The sequence below is a fragment of the Bradyrhizobium sp. HKCCYLRH2015 genome (genome assembly GCF_051168215.1).
Lineage (GTDB): Bacteria > Pseudomonadota > Alphaproteobacteria > Rhizobiales > Xanthobacteraceae > Bradyrhizobium.
Map to the genome: position 1 here is coordinate 577,289 of NZ_JBNPUO010000001.1, position 12,544 is coordinate 589,832.

The 12,544-nt window shown below is 66.7% G+C and carries 10 protein-coding genes; 4 read left to right on the top strand and 6 right to left on the bottom strand.

Translation table 11 applies throughout. The features are described 5' to 3' along the window. The first annotated feature begins 49 nt into the window (after positions 1 to 49). Positions 50 to 1,276, top strand: coding sequence for an MFS transporter (locus tag ACQR1H_RS02540; protein ID WP_315801103.1), 1,227 nt, complete (start codon positions 50 to 52; stop codon positions 1,274 to 1,276). A gap of 241 nt (positions 1,277 to 1,517) precedes the next feature. On the opposite strand, the gene ACQR1H_RS02545 is transcribed toward ACQR1H_RS02540, so the two are convergent. The 5 genes from ACQR1H_RS02545 to ACQR1H_RS02565 all read right to left on the bottom strand — a co-directional run bounded on the left by ACQR1H_RS02545 (position 1,518) and on the right by ACQR1H_RS02565 (position 6,883). Beyond that, entirely contained in the window at positions 1,518 to 2,273 is a 756-nt protein-coding gene (locus ACQR1H_RS02545; RefSeq protein ID WP_315801102.1) for an SDR family oxidoreductase, read from the bottom strand. 34 nt (positions 2,274 to 2,307) lie between these two features. Next, positions 2,308 to 3,066, bottom strand: coding sequence for a peptidase (locus tag ACQR1H_RS02550; protein WP_315714729.1), 759 nt, complete (start codon positions 3,064 to 3,066; stop codon positions 2,308 to 2,310). A 205-nt stretch (positions 3,067 to 3,271) separates the two neighbouring features. After that, positions 3,272 to 4,120, bottom strand: coding sequence for a transglutaminase family protein (locus tag ACQR1H_RS02555; protein ID WP_315801101.1), 849 nt, complete (start codon positions 4,118 to 4,120; stop codon positions 3,272 to 3,274). A gap of 163 nt (positions 4,121 to 4,283) precedes the next feature. Continuing rightward, positions 4,284 to 5,228, bottom strand: coding sequence for an alpha-E domain-containing protein (locus tag ACQR1H_RS02560; protein WP_315801100.1), 945 nt, complete (start codon positions 5,226 to 5,228; stop codon positions 4,284 to 4,286). Between the two features lie 236 nt (positions 5,229 to 5,464). Next, a complete protein-coding gene (locus ACQR1H_RS02565; RefSeq protein ID WP_434838403.1) occupies positions 5,465 to 6,883 on the bottom strand; it encodes a circularly permuted type 2 ATP-grasp protein in 1,419 nt (472 codons plus the stop codon). 228 nt (positions 6,884 to 7,111) lie between these two features. Between ACQR1H_RS02565 and ACQR1H_RS02570 the strand changes: the two genes are divergently transcribed. From ACQR1H_RS02570 to ACQR1H_RS02580, 3 genes are all read left to right on the top strand, one after another. Then, entirely contained in the window at positions 7,112 to 7,849 is a 738-nt protein-coding gene (locus ACQR1H_RS02570; RefSeq protein WP_315759531.1) for a competence/damage-inducible protein A, read from the top strand. Positions 7,850 to 7,887: 38 nt separating this feature from the next. Next, a complete protein-coding gene (gpt, locus tag ACQR1H_RS02575) occupies positions 7,888 to 8,409 on the top strand; it encodes a xanthine phosphoribosyltransferase (protein ID WP_315714724.1) in 522 nt (173 codons plus the stop codon). Between the two features lie 121 nt (positions 8,410 to 8,530). Further along, entirely contained in the window at positions 8,531 to 9,148 is a 618-nt protein-coding gene (locus ACQR1H_RS02580) for a hypothetical protein (protein ID WP_434907066.1), read from the top strand. A gap of 51 nt (positions 9,149 to 9,199) precedes the next feature. On the opposite strand, the gene ACQR1H_RS02585 is transcribed toward ACQR1H_RS02580, so the two are convergent. Further along, positions 9,200 to 12,409 carry an autotransporter domain-containing protein gene (locus tag ACQR1H_RS02585; RefSeq protein WP_316176946.1) on the bottom strand — a complete coding sequence of 1,070 codons (3,210 nt, stop codon included), beginning with the start codon at positions 12,407 to 12,409 and terminating at the stop codon, positions 9,200 to 9,202. Between the last annotated feature and the right edge of the window lie 135 nt (positions 12,410 to 12,544).

A 12,544-nucleotide genomic window follows, 5' to 3' on the forward strand; every position in this document is an offset into this window, starting at 1 on the left:
CGGGGCCCGCGATTGACAAGCCATGAGGGCTGCGTCACGCAGGCGCATCATGTCGTCCACCGTCCCGATCGGCGCGCGCGATCTCCTGAAGCAGAGCGCGTTCCTGTTCTTCCTGTCGTCCCGCAGCCTGTCGCGCTTTGCGAGCCAGATCGCGGCGGTGGCGATCGGCTGGCAGATCTACGATCTGACCGGGCGCGCCTTCGATCTCGGCATGGTCGGGCTGATCCAGTTCCTGCCAACGGCCCTGCTGGTGTTCGTCGCCGGCAGCGCCGCCGACCGATTCCAGCGCAAGCGCGTCGTGCAGCTCTGTCAGCTCGTCGAGGCGCTGACCGCGCTCTATCTGTGCTGGGGCGCCACTACCGGCCAGCTCGGCGAATTCCAGCTGTTCGCGGCAGTCTTCGTTCTCGGCATTGCGGGCGCGTTCGAGAGCCCCGCGACCGCGGCGCTGCTGCCGCTGATCGCGCCGGCCGGCACGTTACAGCGGGCGAGCGCGCTGTCGAGCGGTGCCGCGCAGCTCGCGACCATCGCGGGGCCTGCGATCGGCGGCTTCGCCTATGCCGTCGCGCCCGGTGTGCCCTACGGCATCATGATGCTGTTCTGGATCGGAGGCATGGCCCTGACCGGCCTGATGCAGGTGCCTGATGACGTGCCGGCCGAGCGGCTCGAGGGCAGCAAGGACGATCTGTTCGCCGGCGTCCGCTTCATCCGCGCCAATCCGGCGATCCTCGGCACCATCTCGCTCGATCTGTTCGCCGTGCTGCTCGGCGGCGTCACTGCGCTGCTGCCGATCTATGCGCGCGATATCCTCGACACCGGGCCGTTCGGGCTCGGCGTGCTGCGCGCCGCGCCCGCGGTCGGCGCGCTGGCGATGACGGCGGTGCTGGCGCGCTACACCATTCGGCGGCGCGTCGGCCTGCGCATGTTCCAGGCGGTCATCGTGTTCGGTGCGGCGACGGTCGTGTTCGCCGTTTCGCAGGTGATGTGGATTTCGGTCGCAGCGCTCGCCATTCTCGGCGCCGCCGACACGATCAGCGTCGTGATCCGTTTCTCCCTCGTCCAGCTCGCCACGCCCAACGAGATGCGCGGCCGCGTCGGCGCGGTGAACTTCCTGTTCATCAACGCCTCCAACCAGCTCGGCCAGTTCGAGAGCGGCGTCACCGCCGCGCTGTTCGGCGCCATGCCGGCCGCCATCCTTGGCGGCCTCGGCACGATCGCGATCGCGCTGGCGTGGATGAAGCTGTTTCCCGAGCTGAGGAAGGTCGAGCGGTTGGAGTAGCGGGCCAGCATCGGCTCGCGTCGGGGGAGAGAACGGGTTGTGACGACGGTTTCTCCGTCATTCCGGGGCATCGCGCAGCGATGAGCCCGGAATCCATAATCGCGACACGTCGTGTGGCGGAGAAGAGCGCCACATCCATCTCGCACCAAATAACCGCTCGCGGCTATGGATTCCGGGCTCGCGCTTCGCGCGCCCCGGAATGACGTGAGGAGAGAGCGGGGGCCGTGATCGGAAACGGCGATCAGCCGCGTCCGACGAACGGCATCTTCGTCGCCATCACGGTGATGAACAGGACGTTGGCGTCGAGCGGCAGGCCGGCCATGTAGGCGACGGCGTCGCCGACGGCCTTCACGTCCATCCGCGGCTCCGGCATCATGCGGCCGTCGGGCTGCAGCACGCCGCCGACCATGCGCTCGGTCATCGGCGTCTCGGCATTGCCGATGTCGACCTGGCCGACCGCGATGTCATAGGCGCGGCCGTCGAGATTCGAGGCCTTGGTCAGGCCCGTGATCGCATGCTTGGTCGAGGTGTAGGGCGACGAGAACGGACGTGGCGCATGCGCCGAGATCGAGCCGTTGTTGATGATGCGGCCGCCGCGCGGCGACTGGCCCTTCATGATGCGGAACGCGTGCTGCGTGCACAGGAACGGCGCGGTGAGATTGGTGGCGACCACCTGCTGCCATTGCTGCAGCGTCAGGTCTTCGAGCGGCACCGGCGGCGCGCCCATGCCGGCATTGTTGAACAGCACGTCGAGCCGGCCGTAGGTCGACTTCACGGTATCGAACAGCGCCGCGATCGAGGCGGGGTCCGTCATGTCAGCCGGCACGGCGAGGCTCATGCCGGACGGACCGAGCTTGGCGGTTTCCTCCAGCATCTCCTTGCGGCGCCCTGCCAGCACCACGGTGAAGCCGGAGTTCATCAACGCCAGCGATGCGGCGCGGCCGACCCCTGTGCCTGCGCCCGTCACCAGCGCGATCTTCTTTGCCGCTTCAGCCATGTTTCCTCACCTTCAATTCAAGCGTTTTGCAGTTTCAGTGTTTTGACTCGCTCTGAGTCTTATAGGGCGGCCGCGGGATGTTGTTATGCGCCGCGCGCAGGGCCGCCGACCAGCGCGAGCGGAGATCATGGAAATAGGGCTCGCCGGCCTCGATGCGATGATTGAGGTCGGCCTCGCAGGCCTCCGCGCGCACCACCAGGACGTCGATCGGCAGGCCGACGCCGAGATTCGAGCGCATCGTCGAGTCCATCGAGATCAGGCCCGTCTTCAGCGCCTCGTAGAGCTCGACGTCGTAGTGCATGGCGCGGTCGAGCACCGGCTTGCCGTATTTGTGCTCGCCGATCTGCAGATAGGGCGTATCGGTGGTGCATTCGATGAAGTTGCCGGCGGTGTAGACCATGAACAGCCGCATCCGCGAGCCCTTGATCTGGCCGCCGAACAGGAACGAGACGTCGAAGGAGATGTCCTCGGCCTTCAGCGCCGGCCCTTCGGTGGCGTGCACCATGCGGATCGCCTTGCCGATCCGCTGCGCCGCCTGGAACATGGTCGGCGCGTTCATCAGCGTCTCCACCTCGCCGGTGTCGGGGTCTTCCATTCCTTCGGTCAAGGTCGACAGCACGGACTGGCTGATGGCGAGATTGCCGGCGCTGGCGACCGCCACGATGCGCTCGCCCGGATTGGAGAAGATGTGCAGCTTGCGGAAGGTCGAGACGTTGTCGAGACCGGCATTGGTTCGGGTGTCCGCGATCATGACGAGGCCGTCACGCACCAGAATTCCGCAGCAATAGGTCATCTCAGTCCCCTCGAGCCATTGCGCGAATTACTAGCGAAAATCGACGGTCCCTCCAACCCCGCAGTGCTGTAGCCCGGATGAGCGGCAGCCGGCGCCCGTAGGGCGCTGGTGGGAGCGATATCCGGGATCTCACGCGCTTTCTCGGAGAACCCGCATGTCGCTTCGCTCATGCGGGCTACGGGGCTACGGGCGCGCGTTCCGGAATTCAGGACTGGCGCTGCGACTGCGATTGCGACTGGCCGCCGCGGCCGACCTGCTCGACCTTCACCTTGACGGTGAGCGTCTCGGTGCCGCCGCCATAGCGGGTGCCGCGCACCGGCGCCGCGCCGAGATAATCGAGCCCGATCGCGACCCGGACATGGGCGTCGGTGGTGCAGATGCAGTTGGCGGCGTCGAAGCCGACCCAGCCCAGATCCGGCACATAGGCTTCCGCCCAGGCATGGCCGGCCTCCTGGTGCACCGCACCATCGGAGCGCAGGAAGTGGCCGGACACGAAACGCGCGGGGATGCCGGCGGCGCGCGCGCAGGCAATGAAGATGTGCGCATAGTCCTGGCAGACACCGCGCTTCAGCCCGAAGGCTTCCGCCGCCGAGGTGCCGCTGTGGGTCGGATCCTCGTCGAAGGTCATGTGCTCGTAGACCTGCGTCATCAGCGTGTGCAGAAGACCGAGCACGTCGCTCTCGGACTCCGCGCGCAGATCGCGCACGACTGCGGCCATGGCGGCATTGGCGGCCGTAAGCGGCGTCTGCCGGAGGAAGAAGCTGGGCGGGAAGCGCTCGTCCGCTCCCTTCAGCACGCCGCCGGTGTCGTGGGTCTCGACCAGACCCTCGGCCGTGATTGTGAGATCCTCGAGCGCGCCGTGCGTGATCACATGGGTGACGTTGCCGAATGCGTCCTCATGCATGTCGAGGCGGGAATCGGTCGACACGTCGATCTGCCACTCCGCCACATATTGGCCGTCATTGCTGCCGGGCGTCATGCGGATGATCTGGATGACGCCGGTCGCCGCCGGCTCGTAGCGGTAGGTGGTGGAATGGGAGATACGCAGGCGCATGGCGGTCGACCAGTCTTCGTCAGATGTGCTGTCCGCGGTAGCTCGTTTCACCTCTCCCTGAAAGGGGGGAGGAGGATCCCTCGGGCGGAGGGCAGGGCGCCGGATGCCGGACGTGGTCTCGCAGACACAGTCCAGCGGGCCGCCGTCGCTGTCTCCACTGCGCTCAGATCAGGTACTGCTTGGTGATGATCTCTCCGAGCCGCGAATTGTCGGCGATGAACTCCTGGATGAACTCGTGCACGCCATGCTGGAAGATGTCGTCCATGTTGGAGTGGTCGAGCCGGTTGCGGACGCCGCGGGCATGGCGCTGCGCCGCCCCCTGGCGGCCATAGGCGACGCCGATCTGGTCGAGATTGCGGACGAGGTTGCCGTAGCAGCTCGCCAGCGAGCGCGGCAGCGTGTCGTTGAGGATCAGCAGGTCCGCGATCAGCCAGGGCTTCAGCGTCTCGCGATAGACCCAGTGATAGGCCGTGAGCGCCGACACCGAGCGCAGGATCGAGGTCCACTGATAGTAGTCGAGCGGACCGCCGACATGCTCCTCCTCGGGCAGCAGCACGTGATATTTGACGTCGAGGATGCGGGCGGTGTTGTCGGCGCGCTCGAGATGCAGGCCGAGCCGCGAGAACCAGTAGGCGTCGTTGCGCAGCATGGTGCGGTAGGCCGAGCCGTCGAAGCGCAGCGAGGTCTCCTGCACGAAGCGCAGGAAGCGCGCCAGCTCCTCGCGCGTCTTGGCGCCCTTGCTCCAGACTTCCTGCAGCTCGATCCAGGATCCGTTGAGGGTGTCCCACATCTCCGACGTCAACGCGGTTCGCACCGAGCGGGCGTTGAGACGGGCGGCCTCGATGCAGTTCTTGATCGAGGACGGGTTCGACTGGTTGAACGAGAGATATTCGACGACGTTCTGCTCGTTGGCCTCGGAGTAGTGCTCGTAGAAGCTGACATTGACGCCGGCGGTCATCAGCGCCGATTCCCATTCATTGGTCTTGCCGATATAGGCCGCGGGAAGCGCCGTGACGCGCAGGGTGGCGTCGATGGTGCGGGCAAGGTACTCGGCGCGCTCGACGTAGCGGGCCAGCCAGTACAGGTTTTCGGCGGTGCGCGACAGCATGGGCAATCTATGAGGTGCGGAGGAGACGGTGCGCTCCCTCTCCCCGTTCTTCACGGGGAGAGGGCTGGGGTGAGGGGCAGCCGCACGGGTGGTGCGAGTTGATGGACCTGTACCCCCTCACCCGGATTGCATCTTTCGATGCAATCCGACCTCTCAGCGCGAGCGAAGCTCGTCGCGCCCCCGCAGGCGGGGAGAGGTTGCAGCGAGCAAGCTCAGAACCCTGTGCAAACCAACTCTTACTCATCCAGCACCCATGTGTCCTTGGTGCCGCCGCCCTGGCTGGAATTCACCACCAGCGATCCCTCCTTCAGCGCCACGCGGGTGAGGCCGCCGGGCACGATGGTGGTGCGGTCGCGTCCCGTCAGCACGAACGGCCTGAGATCGACATGGCGTGGCGCCAGGCCGGACGCGACGCAGGTCGGGCAGGTCGACAGCGCGAGTGTCGGCTGGGCGATAAAACCCTCCGGCTCGCGCTTCAGCTTGTCGCGGAACGCCTCGATGGTCGCCTTGGTGGCGGCCGGGCCGATCAGCATGCCGTAGCCGCCGGAGCCGTGCACCTCCTTGACGACGAGCTCGCCGAGATGGTCGAGCACGTAGGACAGATCGGCCGGCTCGCGGCAGCGCCAGGTCTGCACGTTCTTCAGGATCGGCTCCTCGCCGAGATAGAACTTCACGATGTCGGGCATGTAGGAGTAGATCGCCTTGTCGTCGGCGATGCCGGTGCCGACCGCGTTGGCGAGCGTGACATTGCCGGCAACATAGGCCGACATCAGGCCGGGCACGCCGAGCGCCGAATCCGGTCGGAAGGTGAGGGGATCGAGGAAGTCGTCGTCGACGCGGCGGTAGATCACATCGACCCGCTTCAGCCCCTCGGTGGTGCGCATGAACACCTCGTCGTTCTTGACGATGAGGTCGCGGCCCTCGACCAGCTCGATCCCGAGCTTGTCGGCCAGGAACGAGTGCTCGTAATAGGCGGAATTGTAGATGCCGGGCGTCATCAGTGCGACGGTCGGCTCGGCCGAAGCGCTGAGCGGCGCCACCGAGCGCAAGCACGACAGCAATTCGTCCGGGTAGCGCTCGACCGGTGCGACGCGGTGGCGCGCGAACAGGTCCGGAAACAGCCGCATCATGATCTCGCGGTTTTCCAGCATGTAGGACACGCCCGACGGCGTGCGCGCATTGTCCTCGAGCACGATGAAGTCGTTGGCGTCGACGCGGACGATGTCGATGCCGGCGATGTGGACGTAGACGTCGTGCGGCACGTCCTGGCCGTTCATCTCCGGGCGGAAGACCGGGTTCTGGAAGATCAGATCATCCGGCACCACGTTGGCGCGGAGAATGTCGCGGCCGTGATAGATGTCGCGCAGGAACATGTTCAGCGCCTTGACGCGCTGCTTCAGACCCTTCTCCAGCAGGGTCCATTCCTTGCCCGAGAGGATGCGCGGGATGACGTCGAACGGGATCAGCCGCTCCTGCGCCTCCGCCTCGCCATAGACCGCGAAGGTGATGCCGATTCGCCGGAACAGCAGCTCCGCCTCGTGGCGGCGATACTCCAGCGCCTCCGGCGGCGTTTCCTTCAGCCACCGCGACAGCTCCTGATAAGCCTGACGGACGTCGCCGCCCGGCTCGTTCATTTCGTCGAACGCAACTGCCATAGATGCCCGTGTGTCCCAGCCTCGCCATACACTGCATGACTCCTTGGGATGGTAGCAAGGGGCGGGCCAGCGCGATATGCATTCTCCTGCGGCATTTCGTGGGGGTTGCGAAAGCCGTGCCCGAAAAACCGGCTGCGTGGTGCTCAAATCCGCGGCATAGACTGCGACGTTCCGGATGACATTGGCGCCGTGGCGGGCCAAAAGAGACGCGAGATGCGAGGAGAAACCATGAGCGAGATCGTCACCGCGGGGTTGCTGGTCATCGGCGACGAGATCCTGTCCGGCCGGACCAAGGACAAGAACATCGGCTTCATCGCCGAATACCTCACCAATCTGGGCATCGACCTCAAGGAGGTCCGGGTGGTCTCCGACGACGAGCCCGACATCATCGCCGCGCTCGATGCGCTGCGGCATCGCTACACCTATGTGTTCACGACCGGCGGCATCGGCCCGACCCATGACGACATCACCGCGGATGCGATCGCCAAGGCGTTCGGCGTCGGCATCGACCACCATCCCGAGGTGGTGGCGCGCTTCCGCGAGCGCTGGAGCGAGCAGGAGCTCAACGAGGCGCGGCTGCGCATGGCGCGCATCCCCGACGGCGCCGAGCTGATCCAGAGCGCCACGATCCTGGCGCCCGGCTTCAAGCTCGGCAACGTCATCGTCATGGCCGGCGTGCCGTCGATCATGCAGGCGATGATGGACATCGTCGCGCCGAAGCTGAAATCGGGCGTGCGCATGCTGTCGGAGACCGTGCGCGCCAATGCCCGCGAGGGCGACATCGGCGGCCCCCTGCGCGAGATCGCCAAGGCGCATCCGGACACCATCATCGGCAGCTATCCCTTCATCGACGAGGACCAGAAGCCGAACACACATCTCGTCGTGCGTTCGCGCGACCAGGACAAGCTGTCGGCGGCGATGGCCGCGGTGAAGGAGATGCTCGCCGGGCTCAACGTGACGCGCTAAAGCAGGTTCAGCTGTCGAGAACTCACGGACGAGATGAGATGCCAGACAAGACTTTGAGTGCAGAGGAGCGCGCGGGCCGGGCCTTCCCGGTGTCCTGGGACCAGTTTCACCGCGATTGCCGGGCGCTGACCTGGCGGCTCAACGAGATCGGACCGTTTCACGCCGTCGTGGCCATCACCCGCGGCGGGCTGGTGCCGGCGGCCATCGTGGCCCGAGAGCTTGGCGTGCGCGTCATCGATACGATCTGCATCGCGAGCTATGACCACACCAAGCAGGGCGAGCTGCAGGTCCTGAAGGGCATCTCGGCTGACACGGCGCAACTCGGCGGCGGTACCGGCAAGGGGCTCCTCATCGTCGACGATCTCGTCGACACCGGCAAGACCGGACGCATGGTCCGCGAGATCCTCCCCGACGCGCATTTCGCCACCGTCTATGCCAAGCCGAAGGGTCGGCCGCTGGTCGACACCTTCATCACCGAGGTGTCGCAGGACACCTGGATCTTCTTCCCCTGGGACACCGCGCTGTCGTTCGCGCCGCCGCTGCGCGACGGGGCGGCGTGAGCTCGGCGAGTGGCGAATAGGGAGTAGCGAATAGGGGATTCGGGTGGGCGAGGCGTTCGCTATTCGCTACTCCCTACTCGCCATTCGCCCCTCAACGCCATTCGCCAGCTGAAGGCTCGCCATGCCGCTGCAGAACCGTGTGACCCCGCTGGGCGACATCGTCGCGACGCCGCAGCGCGGGCTGTTCACCGGCAATCGCGGCATCATCCATGATCCCGCGACGAAGACGCTGTTGCGGAAGCGCTGGTCGAGCCCCGCCTGGCTGGTCTGCCGGTGCGACTTCCGCGGCCGCCGCCGCGAGGTGATGGCAACGCAAAGCTGGACCGAGCTGTTCTTCCTCGACGAGGCGACCGCCTTCGCCGCCGGTCATCGCCCCTGCTTCTACTGCCGCCGCGACGACGCCAAGAGGTTTCGTGCGGCGTGGGAGGAGGGCAACGGCGTCGAGGCTCTGCGCATCTCCGAGATTGATCGCGTGCTCCATCGCGAGCGCCTCGATCGCGGTCGCAAGCGCCTGCATCCGCTGCCGACGCCGCTCGCCGCCTTGCCTGACGGGGCCATGGTGCAGGCAGGCGAGGAGAGCTTTCTGATCCGAAAAGGCAGGGCGCTGCCCTGGTCGGCGGCGGGCTATGACGCGCCACGCGCAGGGATCACCGACGCGTTGCTGCTGACCCCGCCCTCGACGCTGCGCGCGATCAAGGCGGGCTACGCGCCGGTGCTGCATCCGAGCGCGATGACCTGACCGTCGGGTGATCGGGGCGCCGTACGGATGTGCCGCGCGGAGCTCCGCGCGTCACCACGCGTAGCGCACGATGCCCTTGCCGGCGTAGCTGCGGGTCACATCCGAGAACTCGCCCTCGAAGCTCGCGGCGGCCGACCAGCCATTCCGCCACTTCATTTCAGCGGAGACCGTGGTCAGCGCTGAATTCTGCGCCTGCCGCGCGCCGTTGACGACGAAGGATGCGCCCGGAAGGGTCTGGAACGTGGCCCCAGCCGACCGGCTGGGGTTGAAGTCATAGGCCCAGGCGAAGCGGCTGCGCAGCGTGAAAACGCCATCGGCCAGCGCATAGGCCTTGTCGGTGCGCAGGCCCAGCTCCGACCGCGTATCGGTGACGTTCTGCGATCCAAAGCGCAGCGCGAACGTGTTGGCGCCGGAGACCGCATTCTCCGCGTAGCCCGGCAGGCTGAACGTCGTGAACTGCGCTGCGGCGTAAGGCGTGATCCCGAACCCCATCCAGGGCGACACGAAGCGATAGCCGCCTTCGACCCGGCCGGCAAAGGTGTTGGCGTCGAAATTGGCGCGCAGCTGGTCGACGCCGGCCACGGTCACGGTGCGGTTGGTGGTGATGTTCTGCCAGCCATAAGCCAGTGCCCCCGAGATATAGCCTGCGCCGATATTGTGCCTGACGAAGGCGCCGGCCTGGAACAGGTCGGACCGGCCGCTGCCGCCATTGGCGACGCTGAACGTGGTGCCGCCGCCGGCCATCGAGAACCCGGCGATCGTGGACGGCGAGAAGCGGTAGTCGGCGCCGACGGCCGTGCCGTAGATGTTGCTGGTGGTATTGTTGGACCCGAGCGCGGTGTTGCCATCGGTGGTCTGCGAGCCGCCGAAGCCGGCTGCCCACACGCTCCAGCCCGGCCTGGCCACGGGCGCGGCCGGCGCCTTGGTGTAGATCGCGGCCAGCGCGTCGTTCGGATTGCGCTTGGACGCAAAAGCGAGCGTCTCCTCCGCGTAGCCGATCGCGCCGCTGGGCGCAGAGCCCTGGTCGCCGCGGCCGCCGACGAACGGATCCGTCATGACGCCCATGAACTGCGTCATCGCATTGAACGTCGTCTGCTGCGAGCCGGTCGCGGTCTCGCCCGAGATCTGCGTCAGCCCCGCTGGCGTCAAGCCGGTGAAGACGACGGGAATGCTGCCGTTCGTGTTGAAGTAGTTGCTGAGCGCGTTGCTGACGTTCTGCTGGTTGATGCTCGCCGACGACGTGCCCATCGAGAGGTTGAGGAAGACATCGTTGCTGCCATAGCTCAACGTCGAGGTGAACCCGGCTGGGAGGTTGGTGTTGGTGATGCCGCTGAACGTGCCGCTGACGCCGCCGGTGGCGGTGAGAATGGTGTATTGCTTGGAGATGTAGCTGCCGTTTGCGAAGGTTGCGGTGACGGCGGCGCCCCCGAGCGTCGCAGTGCCGGTGACGGTGGCGAACGACGCCGTGGTCGGATTCACCTGCACCAGGTATTGCGCGCCCGACTGGAAGGCGAGGTTGCCGACGACAGCCATGGAGGACGCCGGCGTGCCGTTGCCTGGCGCGAACGAACCTGAGATCGTCGCGTTGGCGCCGGTGACGGTGCCATCTCCGCTCAGCGTGCCGAACGTCTTGTTGAAGCCGTTGAGATCCAGCGTGGCGCCGGACAGCACGCTGAAGACCGTGCTGGCACCGAACGCGCCGGCCGAACCCGCGCGCAGCGTACCGGCGTCGACATTGGTCGCGCCGGTGTAGGTGTTGGTGCCCGAGAGAAGCAGGATGCCGCCGCCCGCCTTCACCAGGGTGCCGGCGGAGGCGCCGTCGCCGACGATGCCTTGCAACGTGGTCGTGGTCGCGCTGGCTATGTCGATCGTCGACAGCCCGGCAATCTTGAAGTCGCGGCCGTTGGCGAACGTCGTCGTGCCGGTGACCGCCAATGTGCCGCCGTTGGAAATGATCACGTCGTTGGCGACGTTGCCGAGATTGGCGGTGGCGCCGACCGAGAGCGTGCCGGCGTTGATGTTGACGTTGCCGGTGAACGTATTGGTCGCCGACAGCACCAACGTGCCGATGCCGGTCTTGTTGATCGCCGTGTTGACGCCGCCGGTCGTCAGTCCGGTGCCGCCGATGGAGTCGCCGTAGGTCACGGCGCCACCGGACACGCTGATATTGGCCGTCACGCCGCTCAGGAAGATGCCGGCGCCCTGCGCTGCGCCGGCCGCCGCCGAAAACCCGTTGATGGCGCTTGGCCCGATGCCGATGCCGGGGGTGCCGGCGGCGCCACCGGTGACGGTGTTGCCCGAAATCGGCGAGTCGAGAATCGTCAGCGTGCCGCCGGTGGCGACATAGATGGCGCCGCCATTGGCTGCGCCGCCATTGCCGCCGGCGCCGCCGTCGGAGCCGGGCCCGGGCCCGCCCGAGCCGCTGGCATTCGTCGCGCCGTCGCCGCCGGTGCCGCCGTTGCCGCCATTGGCGTTGCCGGTGCCGCCCGGATTGTTGTTGGTGTAGGTGTTGCTGTTGGTGGTGCCTGAGCCGCCGCCGCCACCGCCGCCGTCGCCGAGCGCGGCGCCCGCGGTGCCGGCCGTGCCTTGCGTGCCGGTATGTCCGCCGGTGCCGCCCGCACCGCCGCCGCCGCTGGCGCCGCCGTTGTTCGCGGCGCCGCCCGCGCCGCCATTGCCGCCGTTCACCGGGTCGGCTGCCGCGTTCTGTGCGCTGCCGCCGTTGCCGCCACTGCCGCCGGTGGCGCTGTTGCTGGTGAAGGTTACCGCGGCGATCGTGACGTTGGCGCCGCTGCCGACCAGCAGGCCGCCGCCGGCACCGAGACCGCCACCGCCGCCGCCGCCGGAGCCATAGGCCAGGCCGCCGCTATAATAGCCGTTCTGGCCGTTCTGGCCGTTGCCGCCGATCGCGGCCGTGTTGGTGATCGCCAGGCTGGAGATGTTCACGGTCGGCGCGTTGGCACCGTTGACGACGATGCCCTGAAACGAGGAGGCGCCGTTGATCGTCTGGCCGTTGCCGGTGATGTTCACCGTGACGTTGCTGTTGGCGGCCTGCAGTTGCGCAAGCGAGCTCGACAGCGTGAAGCCGCTGGTGATGTTGATGGTGACGGTCGAGTTGGCGCCGGCGGCCGCGACCGCTGCCACCGCCGTATTCCAGTCGGTCTGGTTGGCGACGTCGATCGCCAGGGCCTGGGTGCTCAACATGGTGCCCGCAAGAAGAACCGAGACGGTCAGCCAGCGCCGCGACTTCGGCGCAGCAAACATCGTTCTCGCAAGGCAAGCCATTGCATTCCCCAATAATGAAGGCGGAGGTCAGATACGAACTGGATTAAGCAGCAAAAAATTCACGCCACACTTGTGGCCAAGAAATGAAATGTTAGGACACATACTGTCAAGCGC

What these genes read in the sequence shown, in the direction of transcription:
- ACQR1H_RS02545 (WP_315801102.1), bottom strand. Translation starts at nt 2,273, where the DNA reads ATGGCTGAAGCGGCAAAGAAGATCGCGCTGGTGACGGGCGCAGGCACA.
- ACQR1H_RS02555 (WP_315801101.1), bottom strand. Translation starts at nt 4,120, where the DNA reads ATGCGCCTGCGTATCTCCCATTCCACCACCTACCGCTACGAGCCGGCG.
- ACQR1H_RS02585 (WP_316176946.1), bottom strand. Translation starts at nt 12,409, where the DNA reads ATGTTTGCTGCGCCGAAGTCGCGGCGCTGGCTGACCGTCTCGGTTCTT.
- ACQR1H_RS02570 (WP_315759531.1), top strand. Translation starts at nt 7,112, where the DNA reads ATGAGCGAGATCGTCACCGCGGGGTTGCTGGTCATCGGCGACGAGATC.
- ACQR1H_RS02580 (WP_434907066.1), top strand. Translation starts at nt 8,531, where the DNA reads ATGCCGCTGCAGAACCGTGTGACCCCGCTGGGCGACATCGTCGCGACG.
- ACQR1H_RS02560 (WP_315801100.1), bottom strand. Translation starts at nt 5,228, where the DNA reads ATGCTGTCGCGCACCGCCGAAAACCTGTACTGGCTGGCCCGCTACGTC.
- ACQR1H_RS02540 (WP_315801103.1), top strand. Translation starts at nt 50, where the DNA reads ATGTCGTCCACCGTCCCGATCGGCGCGCGCGATCTCCTGAAGCAGAGC.
- ACQR1H_RS02565 (WP_434838403.1), bottom strand. Translation starts at nt 6,883, where the DNA reads ATGGCAGTTGCGTTCGACGAAATGAACGAGCCGGGCGGCGACGTCCGT.
- ACQR1H_RS02550 (WP_315714729.1), bottom strand. Translation starts at nt 3,066, where the DNA reads ATGACCTATTGCTGCGGAATTCTGGTGCGTGACGGCCTCGTCATGATC.
- gpt (WP_315714724.1), top strand. Translation starts at nt 7,888, where the DNA reads ATGCCAGACAAGACTTTGAGTGCAGAGGAGCGCGCGGGCCGGGCCTTC.